14 protein-coding genes and 2 pseudogenes are annotated in these 16,185 nt (G+C 60.3%); 1 reads left to right on the plus strand and 15 read right to left on the minus strand.

Annotated elements, in window-relative coordinates:
- Positions 1–15 precede the first annotated feature (15 nt).
- The 14 genes and pseudogenes from CFB82_RS32110 to CFB82_RS32175 form a co-directional block, all read right to left on the minus strand.
- The gene (locus CFB82_RS32110; RefSeq protein ID WP_089486692.1) at positions 16–1,863 is read right to left on the minus strand and encodes a PriCT-2 domain-containing protein; all 1,848 of its coding nucleotides are present in this window, start codon (positions 1,861–1,863) and stop codon (positions 16–18) included.
- Positions 1,860–3,572, minus strand: coding sequence for a type IV secretory system conjugative DNA transfer family protein (locus CFB82_RS32115; protein WP_089486693.1), 1,713 nt, complete (start codon positions 3,570–3,572; stop codon positions 1,860–1,862). The genes CFB82_RS32110 and CFB82_RS32115 overlap by 4 nt, the downstream gene beginning before the upstream one ends.
- The gene (locus CFB82_RS32120; RefSeq protein ID WP_174948192.1) at positions 3,569–3,943 is read right to left on the minus strand and encodes a hypothetical protein; all 375 of its coding nucleotides are present in this window, start codon (positions 3,941–3,943) and stop codon (positions 3,569–3,571) included. Before CFB82_RS32120 ends, CFB82_RS32115 begins: the two co-directional genes overlap by 4 nt.
- On the minus strand, positions 3,936–5,087 hold the full coding sequence (virB11, locus tag CFB82_RS32125; protein ID WP_089446937.1) for a P-type DNA transfer ATPase VirB11: 1,152 nt from the start codon (positions 5,085–5,087) through the stop codon (positions 3,936–3,938). The genes CFB82_RS32120 and virB11 overlap by 8 nt, the downstream gene beginning before the upstream one ends.
- The gene (virB10, locus tag CFB82_RS32130; protein WP_089486694.1) at positions 5,084–6,307 is read right to left on the minus strand and encodes a type IV secretion system protein VirB10; all 1,224 of its coding nucleotides are present in this window, start codon (positions 6,305–6,307) and stop codon (positions 5,084–5,086) included. The genes virB11 and virB10 overlap by 4 nt, the downstream gene beginning before the upstream one ends.
- On the minus strand, positions 6,300–7,124 hold the full coding sequence (locus CFB82_RS32135) for a TrbG/VirB9 family P-type conjugative transfer protein (protein ID WP_089486695.1): 825 nt from the start codon (positions 7,122–7,124) through the stop codon (positions 6,300–6,302). Before CFB82_RS32135 ends, virB10 begins: the two co-directional genes overlap by 8 nt.
- The gene (locus CFB82_RS32140) at positions 7,121–7,825 is read right to left on the minus strand and encodes a virB8 family protein (protein ID WP_089446934.1); all 705 of its coding nucleotides are present in this window, start codon (positions 7,823–7,825) and stop codon (positions 7,121–7,123) included. Before CFB82_RS32140 ends, CFB82_RS32135 begins: the two co-directional genes overlap by 4 nt.
- Positions 7,826–8,006: 181 nt before the next feature.
- On the minus strand, positions 8,007–8,717 hold the full coding sequence (virB5, locus tag CFB82_RS32145; protein WP_089446933.1) for a P-type DNA transfer protein VirB5: 711 nt from the start codon (positions 8,715–8,717) through the stop codon (positions 8,007–8,009).
- A gap of 15 nt (positions 8,718–8,732) precedes the next feature.
- Positions 8,733–9,884 carry a type IV secretion system protein gene (locus CFB82_RS32150; RefSeq protein ID WP_089446932.1) on the minus strand — a complete coding sequence of 384 codons (1,152 nt, stop codon included), beginning with the start codon at positions 9,882–9,884 and terminating at the stop codon, positions 8,733–8,735.
- Positions 9,881–12,361, minus strand: a complete 2,481-nt coding sequence (locus CFB82_RS32155) for a VirB4 family type IV secretion/conjugal transfer ATPase (protein ID WP_089486696.1) — start codon at positions 12,359–12,361, stop codon at positions 9,881–9,883. The genes CFB82_RS32150 and CFB82_RS32155 overlap by 4 nt, the downstream gene beginning before the upstream one ends.
- Before the next feature lies 1 nt (position 12,362).
- Positions 12,363–12,683 (minus strand): type IV secretion system protein VirB3, encoded by a 321-nt coding sequence (locus tag CFB82_RS32160; RefSeq protein WP_208450630.1) that lies wholly within the window; start codon positions 12,681–12,683, stop codon positions 12,363–12,365.
- 19 nt (positions 12,684–12,702) lie between these two features.
- On the minus strand, positions 12,703–13,056 hold the full coding sequence (locus CFB82_RS32165; RefSeq protein ID WP_089446929.1) for a TrbC/VirB2 family protein: 354 nt from the start codon (positions 13,054–13,056) through the stop codon (positions 12,703–12,705).
- Between the two features lie 24 nt (positions 13,057–13,080).
- Positions 13,081–13,728 (minus strand): lytic transglycosylase domain-containing protein, encoded by a 648-nt coding sequence (locus CFB82_RS32170; protein WP_089486697.1) that lies wholly within the window; start codon positions 13,726–13,728, stop codon positions 13,081–13,083.
- Positions 13,729–14,779: 1,051 nt separating this feature from the next.
- Positions 14,780–15,121 (minus strand): annotated as a pseudogene (locus CFB82_RS32175) (IS3 family transposase); the annotation flags it as partial.
- A 123-nt stretch (positions 15,122–15,244) separates the two neighbouring features.
- Between CFB82_RS32175 and CFB82_RS44205 the strand changes: the two are divergent.
- Positions 15,245–15,488: pseudogene (locus CFB82_RS44205) on the plus strand (ISNCY family transposase); the annotation flags it as partial.
- Between the two features lie 111 nt (positions 15,489–15,599).
- Here CFB82_RS44205 and CFB82_RS32185 read toward each other — a convergent pair.
- Entirely contained in the window at positions 15,600–16,178 is a 579-nt protein-coding gene (locus CFB82_RS32185; protein ID WP_089486698.1) for a GNAT family N-acetyltransferase, read from the minus strand.
- Positions 16,179–16,185 lie beyond the last annotated feature (7 nt).

A 16,185-nucleotide genomic window follows, 5' to 3' on the forward strand; every position in this document is an offset into this window, starting at 1 on the left:
CGGACGACCGCATCGCTACCGCTGCGGGTCATCGACGTCGCCACGCCCGTCCACTCGTGACCTGGCTTGCGCGAGCGCGGCTGCACGCGCGGCTTTCACGCGAGCCCATGACGCTGCATGCAGCGCATCGAGCTTCGCGTCCATGCCATCGAATCCCATTTCCCGCGCAGATTTTTTCAGCGACGCAACCGCCCGCTCAAGCTGATCGCGGGCTCGGTCCCACAGGTAGAGCTTCGCGCGCTCACCTTCGTAGACAATCTGTACGTCTGCGCCGTTTAGGCGATGGCGCTCGTCCATCCACCGCAACCGGTCCGACACGAATGTCATCTTCCTCTTCGCGTGAAATACCACGCTGCGTGGTGCCACCTCTTGAACAAGGAAATGCTCGGTATTGAATACCTCCCCGCGATAGGGGCCTCCGTTCTCTCGTGGTGTGGACATCCTCAGCGCAGCCCCAAAACGCCGCTCGGCCGCCAACTTGACGTCAGTGGGCACGGCGTCGAGCCCGTATATGAGTTCGCCTGCCGCATGACGTGGCCCACGGTTCGAATGCTGCCCCTCGCCCGTGGTTTCGGTAATTGAGCTCGCCGCCGGTTCGTGAGTGAATGCCTGTTTCCCTTCCTCCGGGGTCCCGGATGGCCGTGTCGACGCGCGATCACTACCTGAGCTGTCGACCTCGGCGTGCCGGCGCACGTCGTCCGCCGCCGTACCCTTGCCCGCCTTCCTCGATCCCATATCTCCGTCTCCCGTCAAGTTAAACGCCATACCCTCGGTTCGCGCTCGGCTCGCCTTGGCCTCAGTCGACGCAGGCGCTGGCGTATCGAGTACCGCACGCCGCAACAGCTCGCCGACCGCGTCCTTTCCGTCGAGCACCGCCATATCGTTAAAGTCGGTCGGCAACTGATTGGCAATACGCGCCCCTGATGCAAACCGAGGAGCGACCAGTCGTGCATGCGCATCGCGCGCCGCGTGCTCCGCATGCGCATATCCAGCACCAAGATCGGCCAGAATCACAAGCTCATCCTTCGGGTGCTGCGCGCGCCATACCGTTGCCACTTTGGGCAAATTTCCGCTCGACAAAGCCGCAAGCGTGTACCACCCTGTCGCCTGCAATGCCGATACGGCAGTCGCCACGCCCTCGGCAATCAGAACCGGCAAGCACGCGTCGCGTCGACACTGTTCGGGCATAACCGACCACCAGCCCCCTGCCTTCGCACCGCCTGCCAGTGACGATTTACGCCCTTCGCAATCGATCAGTTCGAGTGTCGAGATCTGATGACCGATACGAACAGGCACGATCAACACACGTCCCAAGAGAGCGGCGTCATTGGATTTCGGGGCGTAGCCGAGCAGCACGTGCAACTCTTCTGCCTCAAGCTCGCGCAGGGTCGGCAACGGCGCAATCTGCTTGCGCGTCAGATAAGGATGATCGGGCGCCACGGGCCGTGCCCAATGCCAGATACTCAGCGCCTCACGGGCGACGGCGGCGCGGCGAGCCCGACGCTTACGCTCGAGCGGGGCTTCGGCGCCCACAATGAGGGCACGCGCCGGCGCGGGCCGAGCTGCGACATCGCCAACGGCGCGCGAGCCGGCCAGATCGAACCCATGCTCGCGGGCCAGCCAAAACAGCGACGCAAGCGTTATCGCCCCACTTTCGCTCGCCGAGCGCCATGTCGCACGCGCCGAGCGTGCATCGTAATTTGGCGCCGTCTGGCTCCATGCATCCCACAGATCAAAACCTGCCTCGCCAAGCCCCTGCTTCACGGCGAACGCCATATCGACCCATGTCGTATAGTCGTCGGCCGGAATCGTCGCCAAAGCCGCGCGCACGCGATCCGCCTCACTGATATATGCAACGCTCATTGAACACCACCACTTGCCCGCGCAGCAGGACTCCAGACGCGTTTGCGCGAGCCCGCCTCAGCATCGGTCATGCCGTCTTCGTCACGCGCTAACCGACGTCCGGCGCGCGCAACGTCATCTGCCGGCACCCCCAGCAGCGTGAAATGCCGATCCACATATGCAGCGGCCTCCTCGCAACTGATATCGTCCAAAGCCTGCGGCAACTCGCGCTGATCCCAGGCGTGTACAAGTTCCAGATAGTCCGGTCGCACATGCGCCAGCTCGCCTGTCTGATCATCGACTTCGTCATCGCTCAGTTCGCGCAGTCGCTGCTCAATTTGTGCACCAAATCGCACGAGATCGAGCGCAGGCACCGTAGGCGCGGCCATCAACCGTGAAGTGAACGCACGATCGCGCCAGTAGCAGATCCGGTCCGCCAAAATCGGCCTGGTATTCTCGAGAAGAATGATTTCCTTGTCGCGATCGAGCTCCTTGATCTCTTGCGGCAGCATTAGCGCACGACGTTGATCGGAAAAGCTCTCGCTCGCACCGCTGCGCGCACCGAACATGCCATTCGATCGGCTCGTCGTGCGCGATTGCTCCGTGCGCGTGCCGAGCATCTCGGAGTAAGCATTGGCGTCCTTCTGTTCGCGCGGGGCGAAGAGGATCTGCATCGCGTGATTCGTGACAATGGTCCGCGCGTCAGCTCGGCCATAAACAGATTCGAGCTGGGAGTCGGATTGCACGATCGAGAGCAGGCGCAGGTTGTAGCCCGCCATATAGGCCACCGCACGCGCGATAATCTGGATTTTTCCGATCGCCGTCATCTCGTCAAGCAGCAGCAGGCATTGAAATTTCAATGCCGGATTGTCCTCTGCCAACTCTTTGGTGTTCAGATTCACGAGCTGCGAGAACATCAGATTCATCAGTATCGCCGCCTCACTTAAGTGATCGGGCGTCACGCCAAGATATACGGACATCTTGCGGCGTCTGACGTCTCGAAGATCAAAGTCGTTCGCGCTCGTCGCCGCGTCAACAATCGGGTTGGCCCAGATCGTCAGTGGCGCATTAAAAGTCGCCAGAATGCTCGCTAGGACCTTGTCGTCATTCGCGAGGAACCGATTCAGTGCATCAATACAGGCTCGGCTCAAGTACTGTCGATGCTGTATAAGCATCCGATTCAAGTATGTTTTGACCGGCAGACCATTTCCCGATGATTGCCGCAGTACCTCGCCCATTGTGATCGGGTAGTCGGGCACCCCGCTCGCGCCAGCACGACGGGCCTCACGCCAATCGCACAGCAGCAGGACCAGTCCCAACAGAAGGTTGCGTGCCTGGTCCTTCCAGAATTCGTCATGCCCGCCGGCCGGATACAACACGTAACCGATCGCCAGAATGTCGCCGACGCGAAACATGCCGTCTGCCAATACCGACAACGGGTTGTAGCGGTGCGTGCGGCCATCCCCTGCGAACGGATTGAACAGGTACACAGCGTGTCCGTGCGCGCGCCGGAAGCCCGCCGTGAGGCGAAAATTTTCCTGTTTGATATCAAGCACGACCACGGAGTCGGAATAGGTCAGCAGATTCGGAATCACAATCCCCACGCCCTTTCCTGAACGAGCGGGCGCGGCGAGTAGCACGAATTGCTGACCGGCAAAGCGCAGATAGCGGCCACGCCAACGGCCCACCACCAGCGTCGGTTGAGACTTCGCGGGTGCAATCTGTCTCATAACAGCCCCGCCCGACGAATCTCCGCCTCGTTCGCGAAGCGCGCGTCGCCATACAAGGGTCCGCGGCCGGCTTGTTCCAGCCACGCATACACGGCAAGCGCAGGGCCGCCGAAGGCGACGAGCAACCCCATGAGGCCCGCACCGAGCACACGTCGCCCCATATTCGGAAGACGGCCGTCGTACCATGCCCCTAACGCGTCAAGCCATGTTGACCAGCCTGCGCGGATGGGATTGCGGTGCATGCTTGCATACAGTACACATGAGGCCAACCATTCGGCTGCGGCCAATCCGGCGTATATCGCGATCGTGATGGCAAGCGTGAGAACCGTCACACGCCACGCTTGAGTAAGCGTCTCAGACACGTCATGCATCGCAGCACCTTTCGGCCTGGTTAAATTCGACGGCGGCCTTCTCGCGCGGGTCGAACCAGACTTCGGTCATCGCCCAGCGTTTGCCGACCTGGACACCGTGCGAGTCCAATACGGGCTGCGCCTCCATGTGCGCGATCACGTCGATGGTCAAGCGCAGCACGCGCTTGAGCGAAGCAATGTCCCAGGCGGCTGCCTCGGGATGCTCCTTTGCCATGAGCGCAAACCGCTCGATGGCAATGCCCGCACTGGACGCATGAAAACTCGTCATGGAGCCGGCGTGCCCCGTGGTCAAAAGCTTCAGGAAGTCGTACGCTTCAGCTCCTCGGAGCTCGGCAAGCAACACCCGGTCGGGACGCATGCGCATGGCGCAGGCAATCAAATCTGCAGGCGTTACGCGTGCGCGCCCCTGCGAGCCTTTGCTATAGAGCAGATGGACGCAGTTTTCGAGATGCCGAATGAACAGCTCGCGTACGTCTTCGATCGTCACGATGCGCTCGCTCGCGCTCAGGAATCGGCACAAGCTGCGCATGAAGCTCGTCTTGCCGGATCCCGTGCTGCCGACAATGACAATATTGCGGCGTGCTTGCACGGCGCTTTCGAAGAAGGCGGCAAAATCACGCGCTTCGAGCCGCTCGACGAGCATCCGATCGACTCCGCGCAACGCCAAGCCGGTCTTACCGAGACCGTCAACGTGTCGCCAAACCGTGTTCTCGAACATGCCGTCGGCGCGATGGCACTCAAGCGTCTTTTCATCCGCGCTCGGGCGCCTGATGGTGACCGATACCGTGCGCGACGGCACCACGGGCGGCACTACGAGTTGGAGGCGCGCGTTGTCTGGTAACAGCGCGGAAAGCAATGGATGCTCGGTCGAGACGCCCTGATTCGTCAATGTGGCAATCGCCACGGCGAACGCCATTAGTCGTTCGAAATCGAGTTCCGGTAAATCATGTGCCTGCCATCCCCGATGGGTTTCGGTCAAAATGCGCTGCGGTCGGTTGATCACGAGCTCCGTTACTGCCTCGTCGGCGAGTAACGGTGCGAATGAACGCATCAGCTCCGTCACCGATGCATCATCTGGTAACACCGGCATCGCATCGGCTACGCGATCGGTTTGCGGCTGAAGTGTTGCCTCGAACGCCTTCATCGCACACCCTCCGGCTCCAGTGCATAGACCGAGCTGAAATCCAGATCGCGAGCCAGGACAATCGTGAACTCGGTACCCTGATGTTGCCTGAGAGTTGGGGCAATATTGATGGTCTGATCGAGTACGCGCGTGGCCATGTCGTTGCCTTGCGCCTGTGTGTTCTGGTAGACAATCGTGCCGTTGCCATTGCCGCCGCGCGTGGCCAGATAACCGATTGCGTCTTGACTCAGTCCGAGCATCATGGCCGCGCCCACGCGCGCGCCCCAGTGATTATCGATCGATCCATCCATACCCATGCGGCCCAGCGCGTCGGCTACTGGCGAATCGATCTGTACGGTGACACCGTGCGGTGTAGCAATCCGTGCTGACAGAATAAATACACGTCGTTGCCCGGGCGCAAGATTCGCGCGATATTCGCAATTGATTTGCGAGCCGCGCTCGATGAGCACCACGTGCCCGTCGTCGGAATAGACGTTACGTGCGACCGTGCAAGTCGATATACCTGCTTGGGTGGAATCGAACGCGGTGTCGCCCGCGCAATCGATCTTCGTGCCCTGAGCGAGTAGCAAACTGCGGTTGCCGATAAACGCTGCCATCACCTTCGGCACGCGCGTCGGCGTGAGCGCCTGAGACAACGGCTGTGAGAAGGATTTCGCCCGCTCCTCGACCATACCGACAGTCGTATTCGACGGCTGCTGGTCCGCGTGCACGGGCAAAATACTGGGGGCAGCTGACTCACTCTCGCTCGCGTCTGCCATTTGCCCATTGCTGGCCCCCACGGCAAGCAACGGCGCGTCGTAGTAGCTGCGTACCGGTGCAGCACGATCACTGGACGGCGCAGCCTGTACCGCGGCCGGTGCTAACGTCGGTGTGGGCATTGCAGCGGCCGACGCAGACTCGGCAAATGCCGGCGCCTCGTCGAACACCTTTTCGTGTGCGCCTCGCGCATGGAGCGCACTGCGGCGCGAACGCACAGCATCGTCTCGGTGAGCGAGTACACCGTGAACTGTCCAGACTGCGCCTAGTAGTGCAAGTACGATGATCGCGAGCGGTATCAGCCAGTTGATGAACGATCGTCGCCCGAACCCACCTAGGCTGGGCATGCCGCGATCGAGCATGACAGACGATTCGGATCCCGTACCTGTATTCATATCTGCCTGGATGTCGCGACGGATCCTGTCGTCCGCCGCCGCGCCGTTGGGCGAAGTGTCCTCAGTCATGTTCGCGACTCCGCAGCGTGCGGCGCACGCCGTCGACCGTCACGCCGTGCTGCGGCGCGACACCATCAATGTCGAATGCGTCGTTCCACAAACCAACCGCCTCATCGCCCAGACGCAACACAAGTCGGCGGGCAAGCTCATGGACGACCACCACGTCGCGGTCCATGTGCTTGTCCACTACGCGTTCGGTGCCATCGTCCTCGACTCGGAAGATCGCGGGTATACGACGATTGTTGGGGATTCGAATGTACGTAAAGCGACCGTCATCCCATACTGCGGACGGTGCGATATCCTCGGCGTGTGGCATGATCTGCATCGAGTACGCGGCGTTACGCACGACAGACGGCTGAGACAGCCGTTGCTGCACACACGCCAAGCGCGCGGCAATAGACGCATCCGACGCAGCGGTGTCTGGGTACACGAAACTTACCCGGTACATCTCATGCGCGTTGCCAAAGCGTGCTTTCAAGGGCAGAACGAGAAGATCAAAGCTGTAGCTGCGCCGATCGGTCCGAACAATGAGATTCGTGTCATGAGCGGCGAGTTTCGGCTTCAGATAAACGTCATGGTCTCCCCGATTGGCTACCACATACCAGCCATCGCGGTCCCCTGGCGCAACCACAAGAATGTGCTCGGTCGGATCCAGCGCGACGTGGGTGGCAAAGCCGCGCTGCGCGATAATGCGCACGACTTCGTCCGGCACATAACGCACTTTGCGCACTCTGGCATCGCGCGTCCAGCCCGGCATGACGTGCGCGTCGACCGCTTGCGTCGCAAAGCACGCCAACAGGATCGCCACGATTGCGAGCGCATTCATTGGCCAGCTCCTGCACCGGGATGCAGAGCAGGTGGCGTATCCTCCGCATCTCGGCTGTACGCCGTCACCTTGAAGCCGAACGGATTCTCGATTGCCGAACGCTCCCGCACCAGCACCGTGGGACGGTAGGTAAAGGCGAGCGTAATCACAAAGCGCTTTGCTGGCTCACCGGTATCGATGCCGTTCTTGCGCACCGTGCGCTCCAGATGCACGACGGCATGCCCCGGCTCGTCGGGCACGAGCGTCGTCGATACTATTCGGGTGCGGTATTGTGTTGATGCGCCCAGTTGCTGATCCAACGCATTCGGACCGCTGTAGATTTGACGATATGCGCGCGCTACCGATTCGTCGCTCATCTCCAGGACGCGGTCGTAATCCATTTGCAACAGTCCCCAGTCGTAGCGCTCGCGAGTGCGTACATAGACTTCGACCCAGTGCTTGTCTTCGATCTCGCGCAGCGGTACGTGTTTTGCGTCGAGCACCTCGATGAGTTGCGCCTCGCCGGTGAGCTTGTTCACCTCGATAGGCAACGGCACCACGCGATAAAACGGCATCATCACGGCAAGCGCCGCTACAGAACCGATCGCGACAATAACGGCGGCAAACGCCACTTGCCATGCGCGACGCTCGGAGCATGCCTGCAACGCGGTGAGCGACGCCTCAAAATCAAGCGCGCGCCGGTAATCGCTTTGGTCGTTCACGGACAAGCTCCATCCACCGACAGGCTCACCCCCGTCGGCACCGGTGGTTGCTGATTGACCGGTACCCGGTGAGCCCCATCGGGAAGCGCAAGCCCGGCCGGCACACTGTTGCACCCGGACATCGACATGCTCAACTCGATAAGCACGCATATCATCCAGCGTCGCGTCATCGCAGTTCTCCTTATCGGCCAAATGTGACCGGCACCATCTGATCCTGGAGTCGACGTGTGTTGCCCGCTCGCTTCAGGAGCAGTTCAGTCTGCTGTTCGGCAATCAAGCGATCCTCGGTTTCCGCGAGCATCTTGAACATCTGCAACTTCGTCATTTCGTTGCCGACTGCCACGCTCTCCGACTGGATTCGTGCTTGCAGTTCCGCGATACCCTTCGGATCCCGTGTCGTATCGATGTGCTGCATCAGACGCTCAATCCGGTCGAGTTCGGCAAGCTCAGTCTGATATGCCTCCAGGCCAAGTGCCTTATCCTGAAATGGCTTGTTTAACGCACGCTGACAAATTCGCTGATCGATGCCACGCTGGTCTTCACAGTCGTAGAGCTTGCTTTGCGCGCGCAGCGCCTGAGCCGGACCAGTCAGCCCGGCATACCCGCCCTCGCGAATCGCGGCATACACGCTCTGCCAATTGCCCGGTAGCGCATTGACTACTCCCGGTCGGTCCAGCAACGCGCCAAAGCCGCGCGCGCCACTCATGGAGCGGTACAACGCCATCTCCTGCTGCACTTGTTGTTTGAGCTGCCCGACCATCGCGATCGCCTGGGCAACGTTCTTCTCGTCATAGACCGAATAGACTTCCGCATTTGCCGGCTCAATAAAAGACGCCGCACCCGCAACAACGGCGCCCATCAGCACGGTATGCGTGAATAGGTATCGCTTCATGGCTTCGTCTCCTGTTCAGTCGTGCGCACGGTCAAGCTGCTCGCGTGCAGCCCGTTGATAGGCGGGGGAGTGCGGCGAGACGGTGCTCACCAATCCGCCTGGCCTCGATATTCGACCGCCGGAAGATGCGCTTCGGTTTGCACCGCGCAGTGCGAAGGCCATCGCACCGGCCGCCTGTCTGGATGCGTAGCCGGCGACAAACGCTCCAAAACCCGAGACAGTCGCACCGCCCGCAAGCCCCGAAGCCACGGCCGGCAACTGCCACCCAATCATCGCCAGCAGCACGGACGTAACAAACATGCCGAAAGCTGCCGCCCACGGGGCGCTTGCTTGAAGTGCTTGACGGGCTGCAGCGGCCAGCGCATCGGCAGAAGCTTCCGGATCAGCAGTCGTTACTTGAAACGGTGCGAGGTTAGCCGAGAACGCCGCGAGCGCGAGACCGAGAAAAGCCACAACCAACACCTGCAACAGCGCATAGTTCACGAGCTTGGCAGTCCACGCTTCGAAAAATCGGACAGTAGGACTAAATGCTCCACATGTAATGAATATGGGACCCAACGCGAGTACAAGGTCGAGCAGCATGCGCGCCATCATCACTTCGACGCCGAGCACCATCAGAAAGATTGCGCCACCGAAGGCGGCAACCAGACCACAAGCGAGGTCGCCGATACCTGCGACGATGCCGCTCATGCTCAGACCTTCATGGGTCGCCTTGTCGAAATAGGCGTCGACCACGAGGTTAAGCTGCCGGTCATAGCAATCGAGCGTCCGGTAAATTCCCGCGGCATGCTCGCTTGCCTCGCTCGGTTGCTCAACCGACCCGCATCCAATATTTCCCGCGCCGGTGTGAACGGCTGCTGTCTGAATTGCCTGGGCGACGCCAGTTGTCGCCTCGCTCACGGAGGTGACGACCTGGGACTGATACAGACCCGCACTTAGCGCGAATGCGAGCGTGATGACGACTTTCATACCTCGCCAGGCAAATGCCGGCACCGGCTCGTGCGCCTCTCCGCGAATCACCGCCATGCCATACGCGAGAATCCAGATCACCGCTCCCGTGGTAGCCACGGGTACTAACGCGGACGACAACGCAGACGATGCATCACTCACGTACGTGTGCATGCCATTTTCGAGCGTACCGCCCACCGCGCTGAAGAGGCCATTCATAGAACACCACCTTGCACGTGTGTAGCGGTGCTCGACAATGAGCTTTGAAACGCACTCGTCTGGCGCCGGCGAGCGGTCAGGGCATCATGAAAGCGCGGCAACCACACATCGGGGTCGTCCCCGACCTTGGCTCGGATCGCATTGAGCAACGCAACGTTGTCTGACGTGCCCGACAGGACATCGAGCACGTCACCCAATCCCGAGAGATCGAGTCGCCCGATTGCCGAACGATGACCCTGCTTGACCAAGAACAACCGGCTATGCTCGCCCATACGTCTCACAATGTTGAATTCGGCTTCGGTCAGCTTGAAACCGTGGACATAATCATCGTGGTCCGCGCTCGGGTTGGGCAGGAAGAAAAACGTAGCCGTCTGCTCCACGAGCGCACGAGAGATCGGACTGCTCAGCACGTCCGCAGGCGACTGGGTGTCGAAGATACCCAGTCCGTTTTGCTTTCGAATGGTCTTTTGCTTGTCGTTGGCAAACTCGCTGAACACCGGATCGCGCAGGCGCTTCCAGAATTCGGTCATCACATAGATGAAACGCCGCCCATCGATCAGGCGTTCGGTCAGATGCAGCAGCACCATCGTCAGTGGCGCACATACCTCCGGATCGTCGAGCAGTTCTGTGTCGTCAAAGCCGAACAATTGGTGCGCATGTAGATCAATCAGGTCAACCGGGTTATCAAGCACCCACCCGAGGCGCCCGCCGGCGCACCATTTGGCAAGCCGCGCATGAAGACTGTTATCTCCAACGTTTGGCAAGAGTTGCCTGACCATGGACAACCGACGCAGCGATCGATCCATGCGTGCGACCTCCCGGATCGCGCGAGAAATATCGAGCTCATCCTTCGCGGACAGCGGTACTCCGTTGTCGACCAGCTTGCACACAAGACGCATCCAAAAACTGTGTGTCGCCTCGCCCACCTCCAACTGGAACGGGTTCATGCCGGTGGGTGCGCCACGGTGAAATACCGTGTACTGACCACCCATAGCGCGAATCCCGATCTCCGCTCCTCGGTCCTTGTCGAAGAGCACGCCCATCACACCGTACTTCATTGCCATCGCGAGCAGGAACAGTTCAAGCACCGTCTTGCCTGCACCTGCTCGGCCGATGATCTGCGTGTTGGCAAGCGCCTTCTCGTCGTTTGAGTCGACTTTCTCGGGCGTTGCGTGAAAATTGAGATAGAGCGGTTGCCCGCTGGGCGTTTTGACAATCGTGATAGCTTCGCCCCACGGATTGCCATCTCGCTTTCCAGTCGCGAAATTATGCAAACTGGCCATCGCGCAAAAGTTGCGTGACGTGAGCTTCGCTTCTCGCGGTCGGTATCGCCAGTTGCCGGGGCACTGCGCGAACCACGCAGCATCGGCGACCAGATCAATGAGCGCACTCTGAAAGCCGGCGTCTGCAAGCTTCGTTCGCGCCTGAGCGACATGCCGCACTACCTCGTCCAAGGTATCTCCCAGCACAGCCAACGTGTAGTGGTACTCGCCCAAAACGAAATCGCCATTGACGAGATCGTTCGCGGCTCGATCCATTGCCTCGATCTGCGAGACAGCAACGTCATCTCCCGCAATCAGTTGGTTGCGCTGGCGCTCGAGTGCCTCCTTGGCACTGGGACGGTCGAGCACGGTAAAGCTTTGCGTTTCGATGTACTCGAAGTCGCCGTAGAGCAGTCCATTGAGCATGCCTGGCTCGGTTTGCTCCGGATAGTCCTTCAGGTCGAGCAATGCCGCATAGCGGGTGCTCGTAGGTGTGCGGATCTCGAGCTTCTCACGGTGGAAGAACAGGCGTGAGGTTGGTAAAGTGTCGCAAATTCGACTGGATCCAACTGGTACCGCCTCCCACGTTCCGTTCACCAGGTAGCCAAGCATCTCGAGCGTGGCGGAATAGCGACCGAGCCGCTTGGTCAATGGATCGCAGCGTTCATACACACTGAGCGCACGCGGCGACCACGGTTTGAGACCAGACTCGATCTGCGCGGCGATATCGGCCAACGCACGCAATGCGTCTTGCTGATCGCGCTGAATATCGTCAAGTGTACGGCGTGCCGCACGGCTGAACAGCCGCCCCAATCGCGTCCGGTGAGGACGATATACGACGCTCACGTAGAGCTCGTTGGTCATCATCGTGTAACCGGCAAAGCTCGCGTAGTAGCGCTCCGCCAAGTCCTGACAGAACCGGTTGGCATAGGTCGTCTCGAACCTGTCCGTAGTACCCCGCCGCAGCCGATGCGTCCATAGCGCGACGTGGCCACCCGGCAGATTGCGCACCAACTGGTTGAAGGTGACATGACGCGCGAGAATATCGGCAGGATCGGCCGTCTCGAATGCAATCCCGGGGACCTTCCAGATTTGTATATAGTCACCCTCGCGCGTGCGAATCACGCGGTCCGTGACATGCGACGAAAACGGGATGAAATCTGCGAGCACCACTTCGCGCGGTACGAGGGTTGCATGTGCCGACGGTGTTCTCATGTCACCCTCGCGCCTTAAACCGGATCGGCGCATAGGCATGCGCGCCCCAGAAGCGCCGGTTGCGCTGACGCAGTCTCATTTTCACGCGTAGCATGCGCTGTGCAAGACGTTGGTCGTCCTGGCGCGCAATCATGCGCATCGTCGCGAATACGGGAATGATCAACAATACGATTGCAACGCCCAAAGGCGCGCTCGCCATCAATACCCAGACTGCCGGGATCAGCATGCCGCCACTGACCATCAACAGCGGGACAAGTGGAACGCCCCATAGCATCGCTGGCCGCGTGCAGCCTTTGAATACGGGATCGGAGAGTGTGTCCACAATCAGCTCCGTGTTCATGTTAGGCCGTCGGAATCAACATGCCAGCAATGACCGTTGCGCAGCCAACGAAAAGGCCGCCGATGAAAACATGCGCGATATCGCCAAACCGGGCGTGCTGGAACATCATCTTGAAGCCGGCCCAGATGATGGAAATTGAACACACCACCCCGCCCACACCGAGCAACGTGTTCTGAATAGTGATCAGCAAGGTATTAACCTGACTGAGTTGCGCAGAAGCCGTGGGGGCCGCCACGACAAGCACGCTGAGCACGGCGATGCGGCGCCAATTTAATGAGATCCACGCAATACGTGCTTTTCTCAATCTCACATCGCTCATATTCATTAGTTGTACTGATTTCATAATGCACTCCATTCAGCCGAATTCCACCTGCCTTGCTCAGAAGATCACGGCACTGTTTTCAGTTCCACCGTCATTTGAGCTTCGCGCTGCGTCACCGGTCGGGGGCGAGGGCGAAGGAGCCACAGGTGTCGAGCGCCCGCGGCTCTCAGCCCGGGATCCAGTCACACGGTCGGGTATTACTGGAATCGGCTTTACCGATGACGACAGCGCAGGGACGATCGTGTCGTCCGACGCCGCGGCCTCCACGATCCGCCGTACATACCCGACGCGAAAGTCGGTTTCGAAATTCCCGCTCGCATAGCACGACAGCGCTGCGCGCAACGCCTCTTGTGGATCGACATGAATGACGCGAGCCCGCATGAAGCATGCTCGAAGAATTGCCGCACCAGCGCTCAGGTTCCGACAGACGTCGAAGACGGTCCTCGCGGTCAAATCGTAACGAGACCAGTTTTCGCGATTGATTTGCGTGAGGCCGGCGCTGTAGTTCCATCCTGCCGCTTGCAATGCCTTGACCGTGGCGATCGCTTCGTCCTCGCGCCGAGGCTGTCTCACCAAACGGCCATGGACAACACCGATTGCATAGGGATTGAATCCCGATTCGATCCGAACAACGGCAGCTAAAGTCTGCGGGGCGACTGCGGGCGCACACTGCTGAGCCATCGCCACGAAGTCTTGCGTGGTCATCGCCCATCTCCGCTCGCGCAGCCCGCGCTGATATTATCGCGTCGACATATCATCAATACGGACGGACCTGCCATCCGCATGGCAGTCGCACTCTCGGCTCGGCCGCGAAGCGATATCAGGCCCACATTGTCGTGCACACGCATGATCTGTCCCCTCGCCGTCGGTCCCGCGCAAACGATGGCGGGAACACGAGGGAATTCAAGCAGCGGTCAAGCACAGACCCAAACCCGTCTTGTCGACGGGTTTTCCCGTCGGGTTGGCTCTGTATCGCCGATTGAAAACGGAATCGACTCGAACGTGTGTGTCTATTGAACCGTGTCAGTGCGCCCCGGTTTGCCGCGCCGCTCGATGCCCGCTCACGGCGCTCCGAAGCAGCTGAAGGTCGATTCAGTTTGCGTGAAGTACCGCATCCCAACCGGCTCGTCGCGTTGCCCACAGACACAACAATGCGCGGGCCTGTGCCCGAACCCGGCACTATCAGGGCTCGCTTCCTAGGCTAACCAGCGGACTGTCAGGGTGGCGGCATCGGCGTAATTGAAGCCCCAATGTCCAGCTGAAATCTACTTCCATATCGCCGCAAACCGAATACTCGGTATGCCGGTGCGTTCAAGTGCGGAGATTTCGACCTAGGCACTACAAGGCTTTCCGGCGACAGATTCAATTATATCAATCGTAGCCCGAACCAATTAGCCTACTTGATGCACTTATAGCGTCGACCGTTGTACTGGTCGTCTCGGGCGTTCTCATCCGAGTAGTGATGAATCGGAGCATGGCATGAGCACGTCAGGCCGAGCCGAATTCACGAAAGCTACGAAGGAACAACTCGCGCAGGCAGCGGACAATCGCTGTGTTCGGCCGGGGTGCGCGAGAAAGACCCACGTTTTCAGTCGAGCGGCCGGCGTGTACCGGCACTTCGGGGCCGCCGCACACGATGCCGCGGCGTCGCGTAATGGCCCCGGCCTAACTACGAAATGACTGACGAGCAGCGTCGCGCGTACCAGAATGGCGCATGGCTCTGCATGAGTTGTGCGACCATCGTCGACGTTCTTCCAGAGTGGTTCCCGAGAACGCGTTTCTTTCGTTCAGGATGTAGCTCGTCGAGCCAGGCGACGAGCGTCCCGCGTCCTGGATATCCCAAGGCCTTTGTCGTTGCAGCCAGACACTGGCCATGGCTCATATAGTGGTCTGTGGCCGCCTTCTTTTGTTCCGCCGAATAGCGCGGCCTCAAGCAAATACGTTCCCTCGGCAAATCCAGACATCGCTCGTACGTGTGATACCACCGTTCGAGAGACTTCGTGGTGGGATAGCCCAATTGACGAACGGTCGCGGTAAGGCGCTTTCCAAGCTTCAAGTAGAGTTTGACTGCTCGGATGCGGTCTTCGTACGAATACATGGACTAGCTCCCAAATAGTCCAAGAATTCCGCCGCACCCCCTTTCCGCTAAATAAAAATGTCTTGTTTTTGACTGCTGGCATGCTGTACGGCTCGTTGAGCAAGCGCGGAGCCGACCATGCAGCCAGCCGGATTGGTGTCAGGCAAGCGTGGGCGCCCCAGCAATCATCAGTTGCCGGCTGGAAAGGTACAGCGGGCGCTGGCATTGATCCGCGGGCGCTACGCGGATTTTGGCCCGACGCTGGCTTGCGAGAAGCTGCGGGATGCCATGGCATTCGGCTGGCCAAGGAGACCGTCAGGAAGCTGATGATGGACGCTGGATACCGCGCCGGCAGCGTCCGCCGAAGGTCTACCAGTCGCGGCCGCGCGGAACGCGCAAGCACTGCTGGATTGCAGTCATTTGCACGCCCGGCTGCTGCGCGGCGGAGGCAGTCAGGCTTGACCGCCCGTCTTCGCGATCGGCGGTGACGTGCAGCACGTCACCCTCCGAGCGCCTGGTCACCCGCTATCCGATACCGGAAATACTGCTTATCGACACACTCGACGCCGCGTCGCCCGTCGGCGAGCATCTCGTTTTCCACGCGCACCGAGCCGAACGGCTCGAAACCGAGCCGCTGGTAAAGCCGGTGCGCGGCGAGCGCGTTGCTGTTGCTGCGCACGATGACGTCGCGATAGCCGGGGGCCGCCTCGTCGATGCAGCGCCGTACCAGCGCTTCGCCGAGCCCGCGTGAGCGCCAGTGCGGGGCGACGGCCAGTTCGGCGATCGACATCACGGGCCCGTCGCCGAGCGTGGCGCGCAGCGACACCGGCAATTTGCGGTCGTAGCCCGCTTCGGCGGAGAGCAGGAAACCTGCCAGCGCGTCGCCGGCCACCCACAGATGGCAACGCGCGGCATGCTCGATGAAGAGTCCGTAGATCCAGCCGCGCTCGGCCGCCTCGTCCAGGTAGTGACCGGCATACGGTCCCGTCGTAAACGCGTCCATGTAAAGCGCGAGCACCTGCCGCTCCCATGCATGGAACAGGCCGATTCCGCCGGACAGAATCTCGTTCGTCGTCATCTCGCCC

Origin of the sequence: Burkholderia sp. HI2714 (assembly GCF_002223085.1) — a bacterium.
Taxonomy (GTDB): domain Bacteria; phylum Pseudomonadota; class Gammaproteobacteria; order Burkholderiales; family Burkholderiaceae; genus Burkholderia; species Burkholderia lata_D.